Here is a 25175-nt window from a genome sequence, read left to right as displayed (position 1 = left end):
ATGGATGGTTTAACCTATGAAATAACCGGAGAGGGTACAGACAAAATAGTAACCTTAAAGGTGGATTCACAGATGATTTATGAGGGTTACGCTTATAGTTTAGTAACTTCCATAGATGGTATTCTTCAATTGAAGCTAAACTTCGGTTTATCAGGGGTAGAGTATCTGTATTGTATTAAAAACATGGAAGATTATTTGATTTTATTACCAGTAAATGAGCAGTATAGAGATATAAAACAAATAATTTTTTCCAAGTTTAGCTTAGTGAAATTATGGAATGAACTTGGTTATGACTTTGAAGATGATAAAGAATATATAACTAATGTTAATCATTCAGATATTGTATTTCATTGGTTTTTATCGAGTGGAATTTATTTTGAAGAATTAGAACTAGAATCAATGAGAAAGGAGATACAAAAAATAACTGTAGGATATAGTGAAGAAAAGTATCATCACCTATTAGAGAATATAATTTCGAAATGGGGGAATGTTTTATTCAATAATTTAACAGAAATAAGAAGTGGTTCTGTTGAAATTTCGATTTATTTGGATCAAAAAGCGAATTATGAGTGGAAGGCTTTCTTTTTAGATGAACAGGGAGTAGTTTATATCAAAATAAGTCCCAGTTTAGGACTTAAGACAAACGTATCTACTAATTAATATAAGTTTAGTGACCTTGGTGGCGACGATCATCAAGGTCTTTATTTTACCCCTATCCAGTGCCGAATGACTCGTATTGCACGTGACTAAAGAACTTTACCCTTATCAGTCCCGTACCAAAATTCCATTAAAATTGTGTACGCACAGATACATGTTTGAATTTTATAACCCATTTGTAGTATTGCTCTCCTTCTCAGTTGTACTGAAATCCCTAGTTACCTCCATGTTTTATGCCGAAATCCTTATCTTCGTTTTCTTGCAGTATTTTCAGATAAAATGCTTCCGCAACTATTATCAGACATACATCGACTATTGAGAGTATGAAGAATTTAAAAATCGTCCGCAACGATCTGGCAATATGCTCCGATGGTTATAGCAGAAAGACAGTCTGGTGACGACCAGTTTAGTTAAAGAGTAGGTCATGTGGTAAGGCTAGCCACCCACTCCCTGATTTCTATAATACAAGTGGCAAATCCGTTAAAAGTTTTGCCCGTGGGGGAAACGCATGGAGAACATACAACTTTCTATTGATAAAGTTGCTATTGAATATCATGGAGTGACGGTAAACTTCTACAATTAACTCGCATTGTCATTTCGGGACTGGTTTGATTCTTCTCAAACAAGTAACATATCCAGACGGGAATTCCATTGAGAAAGTGTACGATCAATCTGGAAATTTGTTAATTGAAAAAGACGAGAATAAGAACCAAACGCTGCATGCATACGATAAAGAAGGCAACCAGAAAACCCTAACTGACCGCCAAGGGAACACCTTCACGTACGAATATGACAGCCGTAATCGTCTAAAGAAGAAGACTGCAACAAATCGAGAAATCGGATTGTACGATCCTGAGATCACGTTCGATTATGATCTAGCTGGTCGTATGATAACAACGAATGACTACACAGGTACGACAAAGTATCAGTATGATTATGCAACAGGCGGCAGCCAAGCGAAGCTAGGACTACTGCAATCGATCAGCTATCCAGATGGTAAGCAGCTCAGCTATGAATATGATATCGCTGGACAAGTGACTAGCATGACCGATCCTTTTGGCAAAGTAACCAACTATGCCTATCAAGCAGGTCGTCTGGACAAAGTCGGACAAGACTTGACGAATCCGGATGCTTCCTACACGTATAAAGCAGGCAATCTAGACCGTATCGATCTTAACACAGGGAAAATCGTAACCAACCATGTCTACACAGAGGGTATGTTATCGGATGTTACACACAAAACAGATGTGGGACAAGCGCTGGGCAGTTACGGCTACGAATACGATGATTATGCAAATATCACAAAGCTAAAAGAGAACAGCCAAGTTACATCCTCTTTAACTTATGATTCGCTTCATCGTGTACAGACGAACAGCATGTTTAAGGAAGCATACCAGTACAACAATCGGGGTAATCGTGAAACGCTGCAATCTGATCAGCTTCCACAGATTCCACTGAATCAGTATAAATATGACAGCCGAGATCAACTTATTGAAGTGAAAGCACCCGCCAAGAACAATGGGGAAGCGAAGCAAGTCGCATACGTTTATAACGGTCAAGGTCTCATGATAAAACGCACCGAAGCGAACCAAGTAGACGAAGGCGATAAGCGAGTATCTCGCTATTATTATGATGCAGATGCGAACATTATCGCCGAAGAAAAGACCGAAGGTGACAAAACAAGCCAATATAGCTACATTCGTAGCGGAGGCCAATTAGTAGCCAAAGTCGACCAAGCGGGCAGTAAGCAATATTATTTGCATAATGGACATGGCGATGTTGTATCGATTACAGACGATCAAGGTAATAAGCTAGCTGAATATAAATATGATATATGGGGTAAGATTCTACCAGCAGAAGATAATAATCTAGTGAATAAAGTAGATAATATATTCTTCTACTCCGGTGAGTACTATGATGAATTAACCGAATTGCAGTACCTTCGAGCACGGTGGTATGATCCAAGTATAGGTCGCTTTATACAAGAGGATAGGTATGAGGGGCAGAATGATAACCCGTTGTCGTTGAATCTTTACACTTACGCGGAGAATAATCCGCTTATTTATACTGATCCTACAGGTTACAATCCATTTGCTTTGATTCCGTTAACATCGTATGCTGTAGCAGCGGTTGAGGCTGCCTTAATAGCTACCACGGTGTATATCGAAGAGAAATATTTTAATAAACCTGTTGTTCAACAGCCTTGGGTTGAGCAGAAGCCAACAGTATCGATTAGAGAGTGGCAAAGTAAAAATCCTACAATATTGAATACACCTTATATCCAACAAAAACTAACGACCCTACAACAAGGGGAAAAGATCAATACTTCTGGGGTTCTTACGAGTGGTGCTAAGGGTACGGTAAGTGGTGTTGTCAACGGAAACAGCAAAGTGAGTACGAAGCCACAACATGGTTATGAGATTTACGAAAAAGGAACAGGTGACAGGGTAAAAACTGGAATTAGCGGACAGCCATTGAATAAAAATGGTACTTCACCCAGAGCTAACTCACAAGTTAATAGATGGAATAATGAAGTACGATATGACAAGTATGCCGCAGAAGTAGTAAAAACTAAAATGGCTAATCGTCAAGAAGGGTTAGAGTGGGAAGAAAAAAATTCACAACGCCTTTGGGAAGAAGGAAATTCAATGAGTAGGCATAAGAGACCAAGGCCTTGGGAAAAATAATGAGGTGATGATAATTGGATTTAAAAGAGTTTGATATAGATTTACCTTATCTCGCTGAAATAAAGAGAGTTCAAGCTATTATGGAGGAACGAGGTTGTCTATTTCAAGAGGCTACAAAAATTGATTATGAAATGAATTGGAAGGGAATGCGTCGTACCATTAGATTAGAAACAAGATGCATGACTTCTATGTTCGAAAGACTCTTCAACAAATTAAAGACAGAGGACTGTTGGAAAGTACTTGTCGAATGTGTATCGGAGATTAAAGAAGAACGGATACTGAATTTCTCAGGTGTTTGTACCGTACAAGTGCCATTTTCTTATAGAGAATTTCTTGAAAGTGACGACGAAAATAAGAAAATTGCTTCTCTGGAAATTCTTATGGAGGGGATTAGGATAGTGGCATTGTACAAAGGATGGATTATTGAGCCATTCGAAAGAGTCTACAGATCAATTAAGGAGCAGCTGTATAAAAATGATTGGGTTTGGAAGAAACCACTTAAGAGCCCTGATGGTAAATATATTGCGGAAGTGCTATGTCAACATAACGTGAAGAGTATGGACATAGTGCTAATTGTTAAGGCAAAGGACGGTACTGAGGTCAATAGAAATAAGATAATTTCGGAATTACCTGATGAGTTCGCCTATGCAAAGCATCTTGGAAAACTAGAATGGCTTTCTATCAATGAAGTAGCCTTAGTTAGTAAAAAAGGAGATAATAGTTGGTCTACTCAAATTGAGTAATGTAAATAATATACCTTGATTGGCTTCGTGCCTTTCAAGGTTTTTTTGGTGGGGGGCTATCCAGTGCCGAATTACCCATTAATCAACGAATAGCACATCTAGCCCATATAATACCCGTATAAATATTTCTCCATTTTGTTTGTACACACATTAATGGATTGTCAACGCAAATTCAGACTGCTTTTTTAAGAGCTCGTTTCTTGAACTCGACTGGACTTATGTAACTTAAAGTTCCATGAACACGATGGTGGTTAAACCAATTGATATAATCATCAAGCTTAAGCTTTAGATGTTCTAGACTATAAAAAGTCTTCTGTTTCACAAGTTCTGTTTTTAAAATTTTGAAGGTGGCTTCGGCAACTGCATTATCGTAGGGACAGCCTTTCATGCTCAGAGAACGACGGATCGATATTCCGAAGTCAATTGTATCTTATACCGAAAGAAGCGGTTCCAAATCTGATGAAAAACGTCAAACGACTTTCTACAACGACTATGGTCAAGTAGATACACATTATCAGCGTGTAAATGCGGATACAACAACTGCGAAGATCGTGTATACCTACGATGACCAACACAATTTGAAGAGTAAGTCGGAAGATCTGAATCGGGACGGGAAAAAGCGCGTAACCGAGTATACGTACACTGCGCAAAAAGATGTGATGGGCATTACCGTTTCTGAACAGAACACGCAAGGGACAACAATGCTGTCCGAAGTTGCTTTCATTTCGGATGAATATGGTAACCCTACTCGAAAAACAACGACGAGTGATGGTGGTAAGATCTTTGAAGATTATGAGTATGATGCCACTTATCATGCTTTAATGACGAAGCAAACCAACGATATGATGGACCCTACGTTCAAGTCGGAGAAAGTGTATCGTTATATGGACTATGACCGAAGCACCGGATTGCTTAATTGGGTCAAAGACGGTAACGGTCAGACAACTAACTACACGTATGATAAATTAGGTCGTCTTACTAAAGTGACGAATCCAGATAAATCTACCTCTACAGCAGCTTATGACGACGTGAACAACAAGATTATCTATACGGATGAAACGAATGTACAAACCACACATACATTCAATGTGTATGGATGGAAGAGACAAGTGTATGGCGATAATAATGGCAAGATGGACTACATCTATGATAACAGCGGTCGGGTTGTACGTGAAGAAGATGCTGTAGGGAATCTCACACATCACTTTTATGATGAGTCCAATCGTCTCGTTCAAACGACGTATCCAACCCAAGATAATATGATCATTGCCTACAATTCCATTGCAAATACGCGAACGATTCGAGCGACAGATAGTCGATTGTTCAAGGAGACATATGGTCTTCAAGGTGAAGTTCTACGTTCACAAGAGTTCTGGGGTAACAGCGGAGAGAAACAGAAGCTGCCAACCAAGATCAGCTATGACTTTGAAGGACATATGCTAGAGTCACGTGAACACTATGCGTTCGTTGAAGAGTCATATAACAAAACGACGAAGGAATATGATGCACTAGGTAGACTCACTGCAATTACAACACCGAATAATGAGAAAACAGCTTATAAATATACGAAAACCAATCTGCTCAAACAAGTAACATATCCAGATGGGAATTTCATTGAGAAAGTGTACGATCAATCTGGAAATTTGTTAATTGAAAAAGACGAGAATAAGAACCAAACACTGCATGCATACGATAAAGAAGGTAATGAGAAAACCCTAATTGATCGCAAAGGGAACACCTTCACTTATGAATATGACAGCCGTAATCGTCTAAAGAAGAAGACCGCAACGAATCGAGAAATCGGACTATACGATCCTGAAATCACGTTCGATTATGATCTAGCTGGTCGTATGACAACAATGAATGACTATACAGGTACGACAAAGTATCAGTATGATTATGCAGCAACAAATCAAGCGAAGCTTGGATTGTTAAAATCCATCACGTATCCAGATGGTAAGCAGCTCAGCTATGAATATGATGAAGCTGGACAAGTGACGAGCATGACCGATCCTTTTGGCAAAGTAACTAACTATGCGTATCAAGCAGGGCGTCTGGACAAAGTTGGACAAGACTTAACGAAGCCGGATGCTTCCTATACGTATAAGGCAGGCAATCTAGACCGTATCGATCTTAACACAGGAAAAATCGTAACCAATCATATCTATACAGAAGGTATGTTATCGGATGTTACACACAAAACAGATGTGGGACAATCGCTGGGCAGTTACGGCTACGAATACGATGATTATGCGAATATTACAAATCTTAAAGAAAATAATCAAGTTACATCTACGTTAACTTATGATCCACTTCATCGTGTACAAACAAATAGTATGTTTAAAGAAACCTATCAGTACAACAACCGAGGTAATCGTGAAACGCTGCAATCCGATCAGCTTCCACAGGTCCCACTGAATCAGTACAAGTATGACAGTCGAGATCAACTGATTGAAGTAAAAGTACCTGCCAAGAATGCAGATAAGGCGAAGTTAGTTGAATATGTCTATAATGGCAACGGCTTGATGGTGAAGCGGACGGAAGTAAATCAAGATGACTATGGTGCACGTAAAGTATCTCGTTACTATTATGATGCAGATTCGAACATTATCGCCGAAGAAAAGACCGAAGGTGATACAACAAGCCAATACAGCTATATTCGTAGTAGAGGCCAATTAGTAGCCAAAGTCGATCAAGCGGGCAGTAAGCAATATTATTTGCATAACGGACATGGCGATGTTGTATCGATTACAGACGATCAAGGTAATAAGCTAGCTGAATACAAATATGATATATGGGGTAAGATTCTACCAGCAGAAGGTAATAATCTAGCGAATAAAGTAGACAATATATTCCTCTATTCTGGCGAATACTACGACGAAACAACCGAATTACAATACCTCCGAGCACGGTGGTATGATCCAAGTGTAGGTCGCTTTATCCAAGAGGATACGTATGATGGGCAGATAGATAAACCGCAGAGTTTGAATTTGTATACGTATGTCGAGAATAATCCGCTCATCAAAAAAGACCCAACAGGGCATATGGTACTCGATTCTGATGATGACGGAAGCAATTATAGTTTTTATAACTTTGATGATCGGTTAACATGGAAAGATGTTGGAAAGAAACTCTTTCAAATGGGTACTGAGGTAGCTTTAGACGGCATTCGTACACTTAACGACCCAAATGCAGGAGTGTTGGATAAAACATTAGCGGTTGCTGGTTATATTCCAATTTTTAGATGGACAGGAGACCTTGGAAAATTTGCTCTTAAGGGGACGGGTAAGATTGACTATAAAGAGGTTTTCTTTAAAAAGCATCCTGAACTAGAAAAGGAAGTGGTTGTTCACCACGCTATAGAACAACAAGTCTTAAGGAAACCTGAATATAAGGGTTTATTTACAGAAGCAGAAATGCATGGTTATAATAACTTGAGGGGTATACCTAAAGAAATAAATAGTGACATTCACCTCTCAAAAATTAGAAAATAATGGAATAAGTTCTATAAAGAATATCCAAATGCCACCAAAGAACGACTTACTCATCAAGCCAAAGTAATTGATAGTAAATATGGGCATTTGTTCAATCCACCGATTAAATAAATGTGAGGTGCACAATGAAACTGTTACTACTTGAACCTGAGGTTGCAGGTTGTTTAGGTGAAAGAACAACCTTCGATGAAAACAATCGTGTAGTATATTTACATTATGAGTTCGAAGGATGGTTAGGAGATGAACTATTGGAATCTTCCCCATGTTTCATCGTCACCGAGTCACTAGCTCGTTCGTTAGACGAGAATAAGTTATCGGGTATTATGTTTGAGGATGTAGAGGTTTCAACAAGTGAGGAATTTAATGAGTTACATCCTAACAGAACGTTGCCAAGTTTCAAAAGACTCATACCACAAGGTATAGTTAACATTACTGCTGAACGATTTTTCGATTGGTCAGGACATGATTTTTGTATTTCACCAAAGAATTATCTAGTTATTACGGAAAAAGCATTTGAAATTATGACAAAGCATACTTTGAGAAATTGTGATGTTACAGAACTTTCCGAGTAGTCATTGGAAACCTTGTTAGGCTTCGTGCCTTTCAAGGTTTTTCTTTGGTGGTGGCTACCCAGTGTCGAATGAACCCATCATACAACAAATAACACATATAACCCATGTAATACCCGTATGAAGATTTCTTCATTTCGTTAGTACGTACATCAATGCTTGAATTTATACCCTAAATAACCTATGCTGATACATTGAACAGGTCGATTATGGTCAGATGCTACCATGATTGACCTGTTTTTTGTTATCTTCGTATTCTTACGTTTTTTTCAAATCCATGCGCAACTGTAGATTATTATGCAACGATAGGGATGGTGAGTAGGACATGAATCGCAATTTTCAAGATGGATAATGCGACAACTATAGTAAGGGAGGTTATACAAAGAATTACACTTTATCCGCAACATAACTGACTATTGTAACGATGATTACTGTACCAATAACAAACTTCTTATCTTTTCGAAACTCGCCCCGCTCATTATATGGGCGAGAGGGAATGAGGCTAAGGAAATATTATGTTAATGAAAATTAATTAGATTGATTTTCTTACAACTTCAAAGATAGTCGGAACTGGTCAATGGCAAGAGTTAGTATTAAATTCAATTACATAGACTCATTGACTCCCCATCCCAGAGTTAGTTCGGTGGAGTGGAAGCGGTTAGGACATGGCGCAATGGCTGGATATCACAGGGTGCGAGGCTCTTTGTACCCGAAGGGCCGGAACGAAGTGGAGGAAGGCGACGCCTTTACGAAGAGAAACCCTGTGGTAGCCTGCTGGGCAGCCATGACCGAGAAGCGCCCACGCAACCGAACTAACGGTGTTGCTCAGGCGCTCTCAATGTTTTAATCGTACATTAGCTAACTAGTTTTCATTTTTCTTGCGAGCTCCCTTACGATCATTCATGATTAGCCAGATATGAAATGGGATGGCGAATAAAGAAAAGACAATAAAGATAAGACTGAATAGTGTTTTATGCTCAAATGACTGCGCTTGGATCAGGTTGAGTACTAAGTACAATAACAGCGCTGTACTAAATATGAATTCATTATACGAAGCATCATGTTTCTGCAGTCGAGCGATTATGTAGTAAAGCCACGCTGGAAAGGTGATTAAGTTATGAAGAATAACCACATCATCCCCATTCACGCTCCTTTCTCCCTTATTCTACCCCGGTGATTTCTTGTCTTAGAACGAATCACAGGAATAGAACCTGAAGAAAAATTCTCTAGTTACCCTTTGCGATCAGCTATCCAGATGGTAAACAGCTCAGCTATGAGTATGATAAAGCTGGACAAGTGACGCGCATGACGGATCCTTTTGGCAAAATGACTAACTATGCCTATCAAGCTGGTCGTCTAGACAAAGTCGGACAAGACTTGACGAAGCCGGATGCTTCCTACACGTATAAAGCAGGCAATCTAGACCGTATCGATCTTAACACAGGGAAAATCGTAACCAACCATGTCTACACAGAAGGTATGTTATCGGATGTTACACACAAAACAGATGTGGGACAAGCGCTGGGCAGTTACGGCTACGAATACGATGATTATGCGAATATCACAAAGTTAAAAGAGAACAGCCAAGTTACATCCTCTTTAACTTATGATCCGCTTCATCGTGTACAGACGAACAGCATGTTTAAGGAAGCATACCAGTACAACAATCGGGGTAATCGTGAAACCCTGCAATCTGATAATCTTCCACAGATTCCACTGAATCAGTATAAATATGACAGTCGAGATCAACTTATTGAAGTGAAAGCACCCGCCAAGAACAATGGGGAAGCGAAGCAAGTCGCATACGTTTATAACGGTCAAGGTCTCATGGTGAAACGAACGGAGTCGAATCAAGCAGACGAAGGCGATAAGCGAGTATCTCGCTATTATTATGATGCAGATGCGAACATAATCGCCGAAGAAAAGACCGAAGGTGACAAGATAAGTCAATACAGCTACATTCGTAGCGGAGACCAATTAGTAGCCAAAGTCGATCAAGCGGGCAGTAAGCAATATTATTTGCATAATGGACATGGCGATGTTGTATCGATTACAGACGATCAAGGTAATAAACTAGCTGAATACAAATATGATATTTGGGGTAAGATTCTACCAACAGAAGGTAATAATCTAGCGAATAAAGTAGACAACATATTCCTCTATTCTGGCGAATACTACGACGAAACAACCGAATTGCAATACCTCCGAGCACGGTGGTATGATCCAAGTATAGGTCGCTTTATCCAAGAGGATACGTATGATGGGCAGAGAGATAAACCGTTAAGTTTGAATCTTTATACGTACGTTGAGAATAATCCACTCATCAAAAAAGACCCAACAGGGCATATGGTACTCGATTCTGATGATGACGGAAGCAATTATAGTTTTTATAACTTTGATGATCGGTTAACATGGAAAGATGTTGGAAAGAAACTCTTTCAAATGGGTACTGAGGTAGCTTTAGACGGCATTCGTACATTGAAAGACCCAAATGCAGGAATGTTGGATAAAGCGTTTGCGGCTGCTAGCTATATTCCAATTGTTAAATGGTCAGGAGACCTCGGAAAATTCGCTATTAAATCTGCAGCAGGTGAAAAAAAAGTTCAAAGGGTAGGGAAAGTAGCAACGAAATATAACCCATGTAACTGTTTCACAGCTGGGAATAAGGTATTAACAGACGAAGGGGAGAAAAATATCGAAGACATTCAAGTCGGAGATAAGGTTCTTTCTAAGGATGAAACCACAGGTGAGGAAGCGTACAAAGAGGTAACGGCGACGTTCAACCACGAGACGGATGAGATTTACCAAATCCATGTGGGCGGTCAGACGATTGAATCGACCTTTAACCATCCGTTCTATGTGAAGGACAAAGGATGGACGTTTGTCAAAGATCTCAAGCCTGGTGATTTGCTTGTTCAGAGTGATGGGAATTCACTCAAGATAGACAGCATCGAACAGGAACATAAGCACGTCACGGTTTACAACATGACGGTTGATGACTTCCATACGTACTTTGTTAGTGACCTTGGGATTTGGGTGCATAATACGAAATGTGGTGAAGTAATCCTCCCTAGTGTTAAAACATATGAACAAGGTAGAAATAAAGCATTCGGCCTTATTGGAGATATGGGAGATACAAGGGCTTATTATGGTCGGTTAGAATCTAGTGCAGGTTACGGTAAAATCATTGGTAGGGAATCACTTGATGGTAAAGTCAGATGGAGATTGGATTACGATCCGACAAAAGGAATGCATATAAATGTTGAGGATTTTAGAAACGGGAAGGGGCAAATGCCTCAAAGTACGTTATACCGTTTCAAGGTAATGAAGCTACATTTAAGTCATATATAAATATGTTGAATAAATAGAAGGAGAGTAACTATGACATTATTTGAAGAGTGTATTGAAGCACTAGATGGTTCATCAATCATTTTGAATGAAATTGAAGCTCAAGAGGAATTTAATCGGTTTAAAAAAGTATTTTCGTTCTCGTATGGAAGAATTGATTGGAGCCAAGTCGAGGAAAAAGAATCGATTAAAGTAGTATCTGATGTATTAAATAGAGTAAATAATATTGAAGGTGATTTTCTCATCATTTGGGATAATGCACGTTTACCGATAGTTAAATCCAATTTGGATAGTATTTTCAATTCACTTGATGATGTGTTAGCTGTCAGTTTCGATACATGGTTATATAGACCTGAAGATGGAACAATAATTGAGTTTTTCCATGAAGGTGATATAACTATAGGTAAAGTTTAATATTGCGACCTTGGGGGATGACGCCTTCAAGGTCTTTCTTTTTGTCCCCACCCAGTGCCGAATGAATCGGGAGGTTAAGTATGCAGTACAATAAAAATCGGTGGTATGATCCAACAGAATTCTATAAGATATCTTAGTTATAGGTTTAAGTCTCTATGATTTTGTAAGAACGCCGAGCAAGCATAATTTTGGTTATGTGTACTCGCAGCATTAGTTCTTAGAAGTTTCTAAGGGGACGGGTAATACTTTACAGAAGAACAAAGCCGCTGGTGATGCTTATGAACGCGAAGTTTTGAGTAATATGTCAAATACGCATAACAATGTACAACAACAGATTACTGTGAAAACTCAAAGCGGAGTCAAGACAAGGATTGATATTATCGGGCAGAATAAGCAGACTGGAAAGGTTGATTGTGTTGAGTGCAAAGCATCGCCAACTGCTCCACTCACCCGAAATCAAAAGAAAGTTTTCCCTGAAATTGCTCAAAGTGGTGCGTGGTAAAGGGAAACTACCTTATATTATATTAATGGGTATCAAATCCCACCAACCCTAGTTAATATCATTAGAAAAAAATGAGGTGAAATATCTTGAGTCTGTACGATACTAATACAGTTGATGCGATTGGTATTGATAAGGAAAATGATCATGTTACTTTAGCACTAATTGATAGTGAAGATTGGGCTAATGAGGAACATCACTTAGTATTGCTTCAAGAAAAGTTGAATTCATATTTAAGTTTCAACGAGAGCGGTGAAATTATCACTTCATACAAAGAAGCTGAAGGAAAGGCTATTGAAATTGCTATACATTTTAAGAATGATATACCTCAAAGCTGCATTAATTTTTTAGGGAGCGTAAAAAAGATTATTAATGAAGCAGGTTTTATGTTTAATTACCACATTGGATAATATCTAAGTCTCCCCACCTTGACCGGCCCCCACGCCCATCAAGGTTTCTTTTTTAACTTTTACGGACTTGGTTACACTCAGCCTGAATATGATGGTATAAATGCCTATTTCAAGTTTATAAATGGGTACTGTCCATGATAAGGGAGGGGTTAAGGTGAAGTGGAAAAAAGGTTCTTTGTACACAGCGCTGCTGTTGATCCTGATGATCGTCTTACCTGCATGCAGCAGTGGTGGAGGGAAAGAAAAGCTTGTCATTTATACCGCTCGAGATAATAACGTGACGGATGTCGTCATACCGAAGTTCAAGGAGAAGTACCCGAACATCGAGGTTGAGATCATGATGATGGGGGCACAGCAAATTTTGGAGCGTGTCCGTGGGGAGAAGGCGAATCCAGGTGGAGATTTCTGGTGGGGCGGTACACAATCCGCGTTCATGACGGCAGCCAATGAAAATCTCTTGGAAAGTGTGAAACCAAGCTTCGGTGATAAAATCCCAGCTCAATACAAAGACGCGAAGGATCGTTGGTATGGGGAAATGCTGCTGCCGGAAGTCATTATGTACAATACCGATTTAATTAAAAATAAAGCCGACGCACCGCAAGATTGGGACGATGTGCTGGATCCAAAATACAAAGACAAGATCATCATTCGTGATGTCCTTGCCTCGGGTACGATGCGGACCATTTATTCGGCCATGATTTTCCGCCAAGGTGCAGATAACCCGCAAAAAGGCTACGATTGGCTGAAAAAGTTGGACGCTAACACCAAAGAATATGCCGCTGACCCAACTCAAATGCAGCTTAAGCTTGCTCGTCAGGAAGGCTTATTCACGCTGTGGAATTTACAAGATGTGATGCTGCAAAAAGTAAATCTCAAACAACCGTTTGATTTCGTTTATCCAAAAAGCGGCGCACCGATCCTTGTCGATGGTGTTGGTGTCATAAAAGGTACGAAGAACAAGGATGCCGCAATCAAATTCTATAACTTCCTATTCGAACCGACGCTGCGCGCCGAAATGGCGGAGAAATTGTTCCAAATTCCAACCCGTGAGGATATTAACAAAGACACCTTGCCAGCTTGGCTGAAGGGACTGGAGCTAAAGCCACTTAATCTGGACTGGAATGTCATGAGCGCCAAGGAAAAAGAGTGGATGGATTACTGGAACGAGAATATCAAAGGTAAGGGTAAAAAATAATACGCAAATCACATCAGGCGGAGCTGCTCACGGGCACTTCGCCTGTTGAATATGACTTACGTCTAGATGTGGGTGGAGAGGAGGCTATTTGATGATCGATGTGACTTTGGAACGCATCAGCAAGCAGTTCGGCAATGTTAGTGGTGTGAACGATGTGAACGTGGAGATCCGCTCAGGTGAGTTTTTTACTCTGCTTGGCCCAAGCGGATGCGGCAAAACAACAACTCTACGCATGATTGCTGGGTTTTATTACCCATCCGCAGGGCGCATCCTATTCGGAGGGCAAGATGTCACGAATCTCCCGCCGAATAAGCGAAATACAGGGATGGTGTTCCAGAATTATGCGCTTTTCCCACATATGACCGTGTTCGAGAATATTGCGTTTGGCTTGCAGACGCGAAAGCAGCCGAAGGCTGTCATTCAAGAAAAAGTAGAACGCGCACTCGCGCAAGTGCATCTTACAACGTATGGCAGCAGGCGAATAGATCAGTTATCTGGCGGACAGCAGCAGCGGGTTGCACTGGCAAGAGCACTCGTCATTCAGCCCGACCTACTCCTGCTCGATGAGCCGTTGTCGAACTTGGATGCGAAGCTGCGGGAAGAGACGAGGCTTGAGATTAAGAAGCTGCAATTGGAGCTCGGCGTGACGACGCTGTATGTGACACATGATCAAGCAGAAGCCATGTCGATGTCGGATCGCATTATGGTCATGCAAGGTGGAGTCGTTCAGCAGATCGGTACACCGCAGGAAATATATAACCAGCCTGTCAATCGGTTCGTGAGTTCGTTTATTGGGGAGACGAATTTATGGGAGGGAATCATTGAGCGAATGGAGGGTGATGATGTTTATGTGCGGGTATCACCAACAATTTTGCTGCATGCATCAGCGTCCCATACTTCGCCAACTTGCAACCTACGTGTTGGTGTTCCGATAGCGGTATCCTTCCGTCCGGAGTCGATTAAGGAGGCTGAAGCGCAGCATACGGACAGGGCTGGAAGCTTCATCACGAGTCTCATCAAGGTTTCCGAGTTTACAGGAGTAAGTGTTCAATACATAACCGATGCGGACGGTCTTCTACTCAAAGCGATGTTCGTGAATCTGGGTCATCAGCTGCGCGAGCGTGGTGAGCAAGTCACCTTTTTCATACCCAAGGAAAGCGTTTATCTGATCGAATAAGCGAGGGATTCCATGATGAGAATAGAACCAACACCTCACACGCATCGCCGACGTTCGCTGTCTTCCATTACGTCATCGCGTCATTTTGTGTATGTCCTCATTGCCCCCTTGTTCCTTATTTTGCTTGGCTATGTCATTTACCCGTTCTACCAGACGTTCATGGACAGCTTTCGGGTCAATGGTGAGTTTAATTGGGGAAATTACCGGAAGTTTTTTGATCTGACGCATTCTTCGAATTTAGAGGCGCTGTGGACGAGTGTCTATATCTCCCTTCTAAGCGTGGTGACGAGCGGTATTGTGGGTGTGACGATGGCGTTTCTCTTAGAGCGGTACCATTTTCCCGGTCGCAAAATATTAAAAGTTCTCATACTCGTCCCGCTGGCGCTGCCTCCGCTTATTGGCGTCCTGTCGTTCTCCTTCCTATACGCGGAAAGCGGTATTATTCCAAGGGCGCTTAAGGCATTGTTCCATCTTGATCAAGTCCCATTTTCGTTAAAAGGAATCTGGGGTGTCGTTGTCGTTCACACGTTTACGATGTACACATACTTTTATATGACCGCTTCGGCGGCGATCAAGGGGATGGACCCATCGCTTGAAGAAGCTGCGGCAAGTCTGGGAGCGGGGAGGCTCATGATTTGGCGCCGTGTCATTCTGCCGATGCTCACTCCTGCAATGGTGGCATCGTCCTTACTCGTGTTTATGATCTCGATGGCGTCTTACACCGCACCCCTTATATTTGGGATTCAGCGGACGATGACGATGCAAATTTATTTGTCACGGACGAATGGAAGTTTGGAGATGGCATCGGCACAATCGGCGATTTTATCGGTGGTGTCGATTCTGTTCTTGCTGTTGATGCGTTGGTATCAGGGGCGTCGCAGTTACCAGAATAATGGTAAAGGGGTCGGTGTGCATCGGACGGAAGTGAAGCAGCCATGGGCGAAATATGGGGTGATGGTGCTCTCTTGTGTGGGTGTGTTGGTGTTGATTCTGCCAATTCTGGTGATCGCACTCATTTCCTTTTCAGTGGATGCCACATGGACCGTGCAAATCTTGCCTCCAAAGTATACGTTCAGTCATTATCTTGATTTATTTACGAACAGTAAGACATGGCGACCGATCGTGAACTCTTTACAAATGAGTGGTCTCGCAACACTTGGTATTCTTGCATTCGGCGTGGCGGCAGCGTATGCGATTGTCAGGTTAAATTTTAAAGGGAAATTTATTCTAGAGACGTTAATTATGATTCCATGGGCATTGCCAGGTACAGTCGTTGCGGTCAATCTCATTGCGGCTTTTAACTCACCATCTGTATTTAGCTTTGGTCAAGTACTCGTGGGTACAGTGTGGATCATTCCGATTGCTTATTTTGTTCGGCATTTACCGCTTGTGTTTCGATCAACGTCAGCTACACTGATGCAGATGGACCCTTCTACAGAGGAGGCGGCTCGCAACTTAGGCGCGACGTGGTGGTACAGCTTTAGGCGTGTCGTGTTTCCGATGGCTCTCAGCGGGATTTTGGCAGGAACTTTGCTTGCATTCGTTCAAGGCATTGGGGAGTTCGTCGCTTCGATTCTTCTTTTTACAAGCAAAACCGTGCCGATCTCCGTTGAAATCTACCAACGCATGTATGCCTTTGATTTCGGAACGGCCTGCGCGTATGGCGTGTTGCAAATTGTAACAATCATTGTTGTGTTGTTTATCTCTCAGCGATTAACAGGGGATGGGGCAACGGCGGTGGTGTGAAATGAAGAAAGAAGAGGGAATCATGAACCGTTCAAATCCCTTCAGTATTCAATCACAATCGAGAACCAGAGTGATAAAATATATCAAATTAAGCGGATTGAGCCGATACTTGCAGGTTCGGAACCTTTAATTATAATCAGAGATACAGCGGTTTCTGTTCAGAAAGAACTCCGACCGTATAATAGAATACAAATTCAGGGTGATATTCACATAGATACGAGTCATCTAAGTGATGATTCGATTTCTAAAATAATTCAAATATTGAGTAGTTTTAAAATGACATTAGATGACGATCGGATAATAGTTTTGAAAGTGTGACCTAAACTCAATTCAGGTATCTTAAAAATAAGACCGCTCCCCGAGTTACCACAAGTAACTTGGTCAGCGGTCTTATCTTTTTCAACGACTATTTCTTAACCACAATTGCAATTCAATATCGGCTTACGGGCCGCTTGCGTTTCATCCAGACGTCTAACTGCTGTATTGTAAGGTGCATTGAGCAGCAATTCCGGATCGGTCTGCGCTTCGTGTGCGATTTGAATCATCGTATCGATGAAGTCGTCCAACGTTTCCTTGCTTTCTGTTTCAGTCGGCTCAATCATGATGCATTCTTCCACGTTAAGTGGGAAGTAGATGGTAGGCGGGTGGTAACCGAAGTCGAGTAGGCGTTTGGCTACATCAAGCGTATGCACGCCGTACTGTTTTAACCCCTTACCTGACATAACGAATTCATGTTTACATACACGCTCGAATGGCACTTCATAGTAAGGCGCAAGGCGTCTCATCATGTAATTCGCATTGAGAACGGCACACTCCGAAACTCTGCGAAGACCCTCAGGTCCATATGTGCGCATGTAGGTGTATGCACGAACAAGGATACCGAAGTTACCATAGAACGCTTTAACGCGACCAATGGATTCGGGTCTGTTGTAGTCGAGGTAATACGTACCATCCTCATGACGCTCTACGCTTGGTCTTGGCAAGTATGGAATGAGCTTCGCTTTTACACCAACAGGGCCAGCACCTGGACCACCGCCACCGTGCGGCGTACTCATCGTTTTGTGTAAGTTCAAGTGAACGACGTCAAAGCCCATGTCACCAGGACGCGTGATGCCCATGATTGCATTAGAGTTTGCTCCATCGTAGTACAAGAGACCGCCAGCTTCGTGCACGATGCGAGCAATGTCTTCAATTTGTTCTTCGAACAAACCAAGTGTATTCGGGTTCGTCAACATGAGCGCAGCTGTGTCATCACCAACAGCAGCTTTCAGCGCTTCAAGATCGACTAAGCCTCTTTCATTGGATTTGATTGTCACGGTCTCAAGTCCCGCCACAGTAGCACTTGCAGGGTTTGTTCCGTGCGAGGAATCCGGTACGATTACTTTGCTGCGCTTGTCACCACGGCTTTCGTGGTAAGCACGAATCATCATCAGCCCCGTCCATTCACCATGCGCACCAGCAGCAGGCTGCAACGTTACTTTATCCATACCTGTGAGTGCAGCTAGATCATTTTGCAGCGTATATAACAGTTCCAATGCACCTTGGATCGAAGATTCTGGCTGGTACGGGTGAATTTTTGCAAATCCAGCATAACGTGCCACATCTTCATTGATCTTCGGATTGTATTTCATCGTACAAGATCCGAGCGGATAGAAGCCGTTATCGATTCCGAAGTTGCGACGAGATAGAGCGGTATAGTGACGAATCACATCCACTTCATACACTTCAGGAAGTTCAGCAGCCTTTTCACGCAGCATATGAGTTGGAATTAGTTCTTGCTGATCCACTTGCGGAACGTCACATGCAGGCAATGAGTATCCCACACGTCCCGGCTTACTTAGTTCAAAAATAAGCGCTTTATCATGTTTCACAACAGGCTGATCCGTACTTTGTGTGGTTTGTTCTGTCGATACTTGGCTCATAGGGATGCCTCCAATCTCTGAGCGAACCGCTCGATTTCCTGTTTGGATCTTTGCTCGGTAACTGCAACTAGCATATGGCCTGCAAGCTCGGGGTAGTCATTACCAAGGTCATACCCGCCAATAAAGCCATCTTGCAATAGCTCTTCATTTAGCTTCGCAACAGACACACCCTCAGGCAGCTTCACAACGAATTCATTGAAAAATGGTGCTGCGAACGCGAGCGATAAGTTAGAGCGTTTTCCGATGTAATCAGCAGCGTAGTGTGCTTTTTGTAAGTTCAAGTTCGCAACTTCCTGAATGCCTGCTTTACCTAAAGTGGATAAGTATACAGAAGCACAAAGTGCTAATAGGGCTTGGTTGGAACAAATATTAGAAGTCGCTTTTTCACGACGAATATGCTGTTCACGTGTTTGCAACGTTAAAGCAAAACCACGCTTGCCATCACGGTCAACCGTCTGACCCACAATCCGTCCTGGCATACGTCGCATAAGTGGCGTTGATACAGCGAAGAATCCACAAGTAGGTCCGCCTAATGAAGATGGAATACCCAATGGTTGCGCATCACCAACCACGATGTCTGCACCAAGTTTACCCGGTGCTTCAAGTAAGCCTAAGGACATCGGATTCGTACCTACGACTAACAATCCTTTTGCCTGATGAATGATAGGTTCGATTGCTTTCAAATCTTCCACACAGCCAAAGAAGTTCGGAGATTGGACGATGATAGCAGCCGTTTGATCGGATACAGCAGCCGTAAGCTCGCTGAGATTCGTGACACCGTTCTCATAACCAACTTCAACAATTGTTAAGTTCAAGCCTTTCGCCATTGTGTGTAGAATTTGTCTTGCTTCCGGATGAATGGTTTTGGATACGACAAGTTCTGTACGTTTCGTTGCACCACTTGCGAGTGCACCCGCTTCACCTAATGCAGTGGCACCGTCGTACATACTAGCGTTTGCAACTGCCATACCTGTTAGTTCACAGATATAGGATTGGAATTCGAAAATTGCTTGCAATTCGCCTTGGCTAATTTCCGGTTGGTAAGGCGTGTAAGCTGTATAAAATTCAGAACGTGAAATGACGTGGTTAATGACGACTGGCAGGTGGTGATCATAAATCCCTGCACCTAGAAAGCTTGCATAACGGTCAAGATCTGCGTTCTTACCTGCTAATTCTCTCATGTGGCGCAAAAGCGCATGCTCATCTAATGCTTCGGACATCTCAAGTGTACCTTGATAACGCACCGATTGCGGAATGTCTGAGAACAGCTCTTCCATGGACTGGATGCCGATGGTTTGCATCATCTCAGCTTGATCTTGCTCGGTCATCGGTAAATAACGATGCTTCAATGCTGTCATCTCCTTCGATTTATGGCTTCTTTGTGGAGCTTTTCTTATAAAAAGGGGCAGGAACAACTTTGGCTTTGAGCTGTTTATCTCGAATTTCGACATACACTTCCGTGTCGACTTTACTGAATTCTGTGTGAATTAGAGCTAGACCTAGATTGCGCTTGAGTGTTGGTGATTGTGTACCTGTTGTCACTTCGCCAATCAATTGGCCGTCTACATACACCGGATAATGCGAACGTGGAATACCACGATCAATCATCTCGATACCGACGAGCTTACGGCGTGGACCATTTGTTTTTTGCTCTAGTAGGGCATCTCGACCGATGAACGCTTCTTTATCCAGCTTCACGAAAAATCCAATGTTCGCTTCTAGTGGTGAGATCGTTGCCGATAATTCTTGACCATAAAGCGGGAGTTTCGCTTCAAAACGAAGAGTATCCCGAGCGCCAAGGCCAGCAGGAACAAGTCCATGCTCTTGACCGGCATGCAGTAAACCTTCCCAGATCACAGCAGCATCTTGTGCGGGTACATAGATTTCAAAACCATCCTCGCCTGTGTAACCAGTGCGTGAGACAAGAGCTGTTATTCCGCAAACGATCGCTTCAGGGGCAAAATGGAACGATGCAATTCCTTGTAAATCCGTCGATGTAACTTGCGACAAGATGGTCTCAGCATTCGGACCTTGCAGTGCGATAAGTGCTGTCTGATCAGAGATATTTTCCAAAACAACATCGCCGATCAAGTGCTGGTTCATCCAGTCTAGATCTTTTTCAATATTCGATGCGTTGATGACGAGCATGAATTTGTCAGCAGACAAGCGATATACGAGCAAGTCATCGACAACACCGCCGTCGGGGTAACACATTAAGCTGTATTGCGCTTGATTGTCTTTGAGTTTGGACACGTCGTTCGTCGTTAAGTTTTGCAGATAAGCCTCAGCGAATTGGCCAGTTACGATTACTTCACCCATGTGGGAGACATCGAATAAGCCTGCTTGCTGCCTGACGGCATCGTGCTCTTTTTGAATGCTGGAGAAATGAACGGGTAATTCCCATCCGCCAAAATCGATGCAGCGTGCAGATTCATGCGCTGCATATAGGGGGAACAGGGGCGTTCTTTTTAATTCGGACAAACGAATCACCTCAACATTTTGATTGGGTAAAAAAGACAACAAAAAAGGACAATGCGAAACCATATAGAGATGCACATGCCGGGCATCTCGCAATTGTTTCACTCTGTCCTTTGTACCTGAGAGTTACCTAAAGTCACTTCAATTTGCGCTTTGCTTTAGTTTCCCCTTGGGTGACCCGGTTTGAATACGGGTTCTCTCCAGAGACGTGTCCGATAATGGTCCTTTTGCCTGAGAGATTCACCTGATGTAGGTTTACTCCTTCGGCGTTACGTTAGTTGCTAGTAATCTCTCCCATTACCTTCATCCACCTATGTAATTGTAAGTGTTGTTACTAAAATTAATAACGGAGCTGACTATATTTGTCAAGGATTGTTTGTCAAAATATTTAGATTTTATATCTTGACATCACTTATTTACGGAACTATTCTTACATTATATAACGTAATACGTGCGGATGAGAATGATGGGAGAGACCATGACAGTGATAGGATATGCTGTCAAGGCACCGAAGGAGCAAGTTTCCAAGCAGGCCCGCTGGGAACAAATCTCTCAGGTAGCAGGTACCGCCATTTGACGCAACTCTGGAGAGTGCGAAAGCCACCAAAGGGGTAAGTTTCTTTTCATAACGCAGCTCGCGTTGTTTAAAGCTCTAAACTCTCAGGTACCAAGGACAGAGAAAAGGCATCTAACCTTTTCTATGTCCTTTTTTTGTGATACGGAAGAGAAATTCACTTTTGGAGGTATACACATTTGAGCCTGTATGAACACGATTCAGAAATTTTTGAAGCCATATCCAAGGAAAAGAACAGACAATTAACAACGCTTGAACTTATCGCATCGGAGAATATTGTGAGTCCGGATGTACTCACAGCAATGGGATCCGAACTGACGAACAAATACGCTGAGGGGTATCCAGGAAAAAGATACTATGGCGGCTGTGAGTTCGTGGATGAAGTAGAGACGCTTGCAATTGAGCGTGCAAAAGAATTATTTCATGCAGGGTATGCGAATGTTCAGCCACACTCAGGCGCACAAGCGAATATGGCGGTTATGTTCCACCTGTTGAAGCCGGGCGACAAGATCATGGGCATGAATTTATCTGAGGGTGGGCACTTGACGCATGGTAGCCCGGTCAGCATGTCAGGTAAATGGTTTGATGTTGTATCTTATGGTGTACGTGAAGATACACATCGGATTGACTACGATCAATTGGAGGCGCTTGCAAAGAAAGAGCGTCCAGCCCTCATCATTGCGGGTGCAAGTGCATATGCACGTACAATTGATTTTGCTAAATTCAAAGAGATTGCAGATCAAATCGGCGCGAAGCTGATGGTCGATATGGCGCATATTGCAGGACTTGTCGCTGCTGGGCTGCATCCATCACCAGTACCGTACGCAGATGTTGTAACAAGTACAACCCATAAGACACTGCGTGGTCCTCGGGGTGGCTTGTTGCTTACGAATGATGCCGATATGATCAAAGGTTTGAATAAATCCATTTTCCCAGGTATTCAAGGCGGCCCACTGATGCATGTCATCGCTGGTAAAGCAGTTTCGTTCAAAGAAGCTTTGCAGCCATCCTTCAAAGTTTATGCCGAGCAAGTCGTTCGCAATGCAAGCCTACTTGCAGCATCATTGATCGAAGAAGGCGCAGCTATCGTATCTGGCGGAACAGATAACCATCTGATGCTGCTCGATACACGCCCATGGGAACTAACGGGCAAACAAGCCGAAGCCATGCTAGAACATGTAGGCATCACCGTTAACAAAAATACGATTCCTGGTGATCCACAAAGCCCATTTGTCACAAGCGGCGTACGTATTGGTACACCTGCATTAACAACAAGAGGCATGCGTGAGCCTGAAATGCGTACACTTGCGAAGCTTATCGCGACAACCCTAAAGCACCAAGGCGATGCCGCAGTTTCTGAAAATGTAGCGAAGCAAGTAAAGGAGCTCAGCTCTAGCTTTCCGCTGTTTAAGTACTAAGAGCGTGTGCGTGTGTTCAAAAAGTTGGGCCACTGCGTAGAAAAGAAGCACTTAGCATATGCTTTCGAAGCAAGTTTTCCTTCGGAAAACCTTTGAGGTCGCTGTTGAAAGCATGAAATTTTGATTAGGTTGATAAGGGGATTTCATGCTTTCAAAGGCGAACGCTGCGCTCCTCCAGTGCATCTTTTCTCCTCCGTTTTAACTTTTTGAACACACTCGTCCTTAAAAAAGGTCAGACTTCGCAAGTGAGCGAAGGCAAGAAAGAAAACTGCTGGAGCGAATCATTGAAGGGATTCATTGAAGGCACTCATTAGTAAGTAAGTAGCTGCCGGCGTCAATGGTAAGCGAAGGTGAAAAGGAAATGCCGGCGGAACGAAGTGTTCGCCTTTGAATCCGTGTCCCCTCCTTATCAACCTAATCAAGGGACACGGATTCAACAGCGACCAGAGGCATTCCTTTTCACCTGAGCGCCTTTAACGCTCGAACCCAGCAGTGCACACTATAAATCATTTTTCCAACATACAAACTATAAAAGTGAGGTTATTCAATCATGAGCGAAATTAAACAAAACGTATGGTACAGCAAAGATCACGAGTGGGCAGAAATCGTAGACGCGAACACAATCCGCATTGGTATTTCCTATTTTGCACAAAGCCAATTGGGTGACATTGTATTCGTAGAATTGCCTGAAGTTGGCATGAACGTAAAAGACGGAGAGAGCCTTGGAACAATCGAGTCCGTTAAGACGGTATCTGACGTATTCTCACCCGTATCCGGAACAGTGACGAAAGTAAACTCGGATCTAATTGATCAGCCTGAACTGGTTAACAACGAGCCGTATGGACAAGGTTGGATGGTTGAAGTTGAAGTTGAAGGTGGAGCAGAGGCAGCAGTAACAGGTCTACTTACAGGTGATGAGTACAAAGCTTTCACTGAAGAGTAGGAGAGGAATTTCCGATGCAGCAGACGAGAGAACGTAAGCCGGATTGGCTCAAAATATCGCTTCGCACAAGCGAAAGCTTCAGTGACATCAAATCGATGATGCGTGGACGTAAGTTGCATACGGTATGTGAGGAAGCAAAGTGTCCGAACATTTATGAGTGTTGGAGTAATCGAACAGCAACTTTTATGATTTTAGGTAAAATTTGCACGAGAGCTTGCCGATTCTGTGCGGTCACAACGGGATTGCCAACTGAACTTGATTTGGAAGAGCCCGAACATGTAGCCATTTCCACGCAGGAAATGGGGCTTAAACATGTTGTGATCACATCGGTTGCACGTGATGATCTACGTGATGAAGGGGCAGGCATGTTCAAGGCAACGATTGAGGCAGTAAGAGCGCGTAATCCACTCACGAGCATTGAAGTACTGACACCTGATTTTAGCGGGAAGAAAGAGTTACTTGAAATTGTGTTGGAAGCAAAGCCTGATATTCTGAACCATAATCTAGAGACGGTGAGCCGCTTATCTGATCAAGTTCGGGCAAAAGCGAAGTATGAGCGTTCCTTACAATTTTTACGTAACGCAAAGGACATTCGACCTGAACAGATGACGAAATCCGGCATAATGGTCGGTTTAGGTGAAAGTGCAGATGAAGTGATTGACAGCATGAGAGACCTGCGTGCTTCAGGATGTAATATTCTGACCATAGGACAGTATTTGCAGCCGACCGAGAAGCATTTGAAAGTTCAGAAGTATTACACACCTGATGAATTTAAGCAGTTCAAAGTGGAAGGATTGCAACTCGGCTTCTCCCATGTGGAATCAGGACCGCTCGTTCGTAGTTCGTATCATGCCCATGAACAAGTTGAAGGGGCTCTTAAGCAAAGCCATTCATAGGGAAG

The 25175-nt window shown here is 42.6% G+C and carries 18 protein-coding genes, 1 pseudogene and 2 riboswitches; of the genes and pseudogenes, 14 read left to right on the top strand and 5 right to left on the bottom strand.

All coding sequences use genetic code 11. From position 1 onward, the window contains the following. The 3 genes from ACSBOP_RS18320 to ACSBOP_RS18310 all read left to right on the top strand — a co-directional run bounded on the left by ACSBOP_RS18320 (position 1) and on the right by ACSBOP_RS18310 (position 4087). Positions 1–660, top strand: a complete 660-nt coding sequence (locus tag ACSBOP_RS18320; protein WP_442601938.1) for a hypothetical protein — start codon at positions 1–3, stop codon at positions 658–660. Positions 661–1265: 605 nt separating this feature from the next. After that, the gene (locus ACSBOP_RS18315; protein ID WP_442601937.1) at positions 1266–3344 is read left to right on the top strand and encodes an RHS repeat-associated core domain-containing protein; all 2079 of its coding nucleotides are present in this window, start codon (positions 1266–1268) and stop codon (positions 3342–3344) included. Between the two features lie 14 nt (positions 3345–3358). Then, positions 3359–4087: a hypothetical protein gene (locus tag ACSBOP_RS18310; protein ID WP_442601936.1), complete on the top strand. Its 729-nt coding sequence runs from the start codon at positions 3359–3361 to the stop codon at positions 4085–4087. A gap of 172 nt (positions 4088–4259) precedes the next feature. Here the strand turns inward: ACSBOP_RS18310 and ACSBOP_RS18305 are convergent. Further along, positions 4260–4493, bottom strand: a pseudogene (locus tag ACSBOP_RS18305) (IS3 family transposase); the annotation flags it as partial. On the opposite strand from ACSBOP_RS18305, the gene ACSBOP_RS18300 reads away from it, so the two are divergent. Further along, complete coding sequence (locus tag ACSBOP_RS18300; RefSeq protein WP_442601935.1) at positions 4474–7581, top strand: RHS repeat domain-containing protein; 3108 nt, start codon at positions 4474–4476, stop codon at positions 7579–7581. The pseudogene ACSBOP_RS18305 and the gene ACSBOP_RS18300 overlap by 20 nt on opposite strands. Positions 7582–7706: 125 nt before the next feature. Then, entirely contained in the window at positions 7707–8153 is a 447-nt protein-coding gene (locus tag ACSBOP_RS18295; RefSeq protein WP_442601934.1) for a hypothetical protein, read from the top strand. Positions 8154–9012: 859 nt separating this feature from the next. Here ACSBOP_RS18295 and ACSBOP_RS18290 read toward each other — a convergent pair. Next, the gene (locus ACSBOP_RS18290; protein WP_442601933.1) at positions 9013–9297 is read right to left on the bottom strand and encodes a hypothetical protein; all 285 of its coding nucleotides are present in this window, start codon (positions 9295–9297) and stop codon (positions 9013–9015) included. Positions 9298–9455: 158 nt separating this feature from the next. Here ACSBOP_RS18290 and ACSBOP_RS18285 point away from each other — a divergent pair, with 158 nt between their 5' ends. The 6 genes from ACSBOP_RS18285 (at position 9456) to ACSBOP_RS18260 (ending at position 16939) form a co-directional block, all read left to right on the top strand. Then, a complete protein-coding gene (locus ACSBOP_RS18285; RefSeq protein WP_442601932.1) occupies positions 9456–11501 on the top strand; it encodes a polymorphic toxin-type HINT domain-containing protein in 2046 nt (681 codons plus the stop codon). A gap of 30 nt (positions 11502–11531) precedes the next feature. Continuing rightward, positions 11532–11912: a CDI toxin immunity protein gene (locus tag ACSBOP_RS18280; RefSeq protein WP_442601931.1), complete on the top strand. Its 381-nt coding sequence runs from the start codon at positions 11532–11534 to the stop codon at positions 11910–11912. Between the two features lie 588 nt (positions 11913–12500). Then, positions 12501–12821 carry a DUF6572 domain-containing protein gene (locus ACSBOP_RS18275; RefSeq protein ID WP_442601930.1) on the top strand — a complete coding sequence of 107 codons (321 nt, stop codon included), beginning with the start codon at positions 12501–12503 and terminating at the stop codon, positions 12819–12821. A 202-nt stretch (positions 12822–13023) separates the two neighbouring features. Further along, positions 13024–14016, top strand: a complete 993-nt coding sequence (locus tag ACSBOP_RS18270) for an extracellular solute-binding protein (protein ID WP_442604528.1) — start codon at positions 13024–13026, stop codon at positions 14014–14016. Between the two features lie 91 nt (positions 14017–14107). Beyond that, complete coding sequence (locus ACSBOP_RS18265) at positions 14108–15193, top strand: ABC transporter ATP-binding protein (protein ID WP_442601929.1); 1086 nt, start codon at positions 14108–14110, stop codon at positions 15191–15193. Positions 15194–15208: 15 nt separating this feature from the next. Further along, the gene (locus ACSBOP_RS18260) at positions 15209–16939 is read left to right on the top strand and encodes an ABC transporter permease (RefSeq protein WP_442604527.1); all 1731 of its coding nucleotides are present in this window, start codon (positions 15209–15211) and stop codon (positions 16937–16939) included. 413 nt (positions 16940–17352) lie between these two features. Here the strand turns inward: ACSBOP_RS18260 and gcvPB are convergent, their stop codons facing one another. From gcvPB to gcvT, 3 genes are read right to left on the bottom strand one after another with little or no spacing between them, the layout of a single operon-like run. Beyond that, positions 17353–18861 carry an aminomethyl-transferring glycine dehydrogenase subunit GcvPB gene (gene gcvPB / locus ACSBOP_RS18255; RefSeq protein ID WP_442601928.1) on the bottom strand — a complete coding sequence of 503 codons (1509 nt, stop codon included), beginning with the start codon at positions 18859–18861 and terminating at the stop codon, positions 17353–17355. Beyond that, positions 18858–20210 carry an aminomethyl-transferring glycine dehydrogenase subunit GcvPA gene (gene gcvPA, locus ACSBOP_RS18250; RefSeq protein ID WP_442601927.1) on the bottom strand — a complete coding sequence of 451 codons (1353 nt, stop codon included), beginning with the start codon at positions 20208–20210 and terminating at the stop codon, positions 18858–18860. The genes gcvPB and gcvPA overlap by 4 nt, the downstream gene beginning before the upstream one ends. Positions 20211–20229: 19 nt before the next feature. After that, complete coding sequence (gene gcvT, locus ACSBOP_RS18245) at positions 20230–21342, bottom strand: glycine cleavage system aminomethyltransferase GcvT (RefSeq protein ID WP_442601926.1); 1113 nt, start codon at positions 21340–21342, stop codon at positions 20230–20232. 206 nt (positions 21343–21548) lie between these two features. Continuing rightward, a riboswitch (glycine riboswitch) is annotated at positions 21549–21646 on the bottom strand. A 150-nt stretch (positions 21647–21796) separates the two neighbouring features. Further along, a riboswitch (glycine riboswitch) is annotated at positions 21797–21918 on the top strand. A 174-nt stretch (positions 21919–22092) separates the two neighbouring features. Between gcvT and glyA the strand changes: the two genes are divergently transcribed. The 3 genes from glyA to lipA all read left to right on the top strand — a co-directional run bounded on the left by glyA (position 22093) and on the right by lipA (position 25170). Continuing rightward, complete coding sequence (gene glyA, locus ACSBOP_RS18240; RefSeq protein ID WP_442601925.1) at positions 22093–23331, top strand: serine hydroxymethyltransferase; 1239 nt, start codon at positions 22093–22095, stop codon at positions 23329–23331. 550 nt (positions 23332–23881) lie between these two features. Continuing rightward, positions 23882–24274, top strand: coding sequence for a glycine cleavage system protein GcvH (gene gcvH / locus ACSBOP_RS18235; protein WP_442601924.1), 393 nt, complete (start codon positions 23882–23884; stop codon positions 24272–24274). Positions 24275–24288: 14 nt separating this feature from the next. Then, entirely contained in the window at positions 24289–25170 is an 882-nt protein-coding gene (gene lipA / locus ACSBOP_RS18230; protein ID WP_442601923.1) for a lipoyl synthase, read from the top strand. The last annotated feature ends 5 nt before the right edge of the window (positions 25171–25175 follow it).

This window comes from Paenibacillus sp. KN14-4R, from assembly GCF_052180255.1.
Taxonomy (GTDB): domain Bacteria; phylum Bacillota; class Bacilli; order Paenibacillales; family NBRC-103111; genus Paenibacillus_AM.
The sequence above is the reverse complement of the archived record's forward strand: the minus strand, read 5'-3'. Positions and strand labels throughout refer to the sequence as shown.

What these genes read in the sequence shown, in the direction of transcription:
- ACSBOP_RS18320 (WP_442601938.1), top strand. Translation starts at nt 1, where the DNA reads ATGGATGGTTTAACCTATGAAATAACCGGAGAGGGTACAGACAAAATA.
- ACSBOP_RS18300 (WP_442601935.1), top strand. Translation starts at nt 4,474, where the DNA reads ATGCTCAGAGAACGACGGATCGATATTCCGAAGTCAATTGTATCTTAT.
- ACSBOP_RS18295 (WP_442601934.1), top strand. Translation starts at nt 7,707, where the DNA reads ATGAAACTGTTACTACTTGAACCTGAGGTTGCAGGTTGTTTAGGTGAA.
- ACSBOP_RS18285 (WP_442601932.1), top strand. Translation starts at nt 9,456, where the DNA reads ATGACGGATCCTTTTGGCAAAATGACTAACTATGCCTATCAAGCTGGT.
- ACSBOP_RS18280 (WP_442601931.1), top strand. Translation starts at nt 11,532, where the DNA reads ATGACATTATTTGAAGAGTGTATTGAAGCACTAGATGGTTCATCAATC.
- ACSBOP_RS18270 (WP_442604528.1), top strand. Translation starts at nt 13,024, where the DNA reads ATGATCGTCTTACCTGCATGCAGCAGTGGTGGAGGGAAAGAAAAGCTT.
- ACSBOP_RS18265 (WP_442601929.1), top strand. Translation starts at nt 14,108, where the DNA reads ATGATCGATGTGACTTTGGAACGCATCAGCAAGCAGTTCGGCAATGTT.
- ACSBOP_RS18260 (WP_442604527.1), top strand. Translation starts at nt 15,209, where the DNA reads ATGAGAATAGAACCAACACCTCACACGCATCGCCGACGTTCGCTGTCT.
- gcvPB (WP_442601928.1), bottom strand. Translation starts at nt 18,861, where the DNA reads ATGAGCCAAGTATCGACAGAACAAACCACACAAAGTACGGATCAGCCT.
- gcvH (WP_442601924.1), top strand. Translation starts at nt 23,882, where the DNA reads ATGAGCGAAATTAAACAAAACGTATGGTACAGCAAAGATCACGAGTGG.
- lipA (WP_442601923.1), top strand. Translation starts at nt 24,289, where the DNA reads ATGCAGCAGACGAGAGAACGTAAGCCGGATTGGCTCAAAATATCGCTT.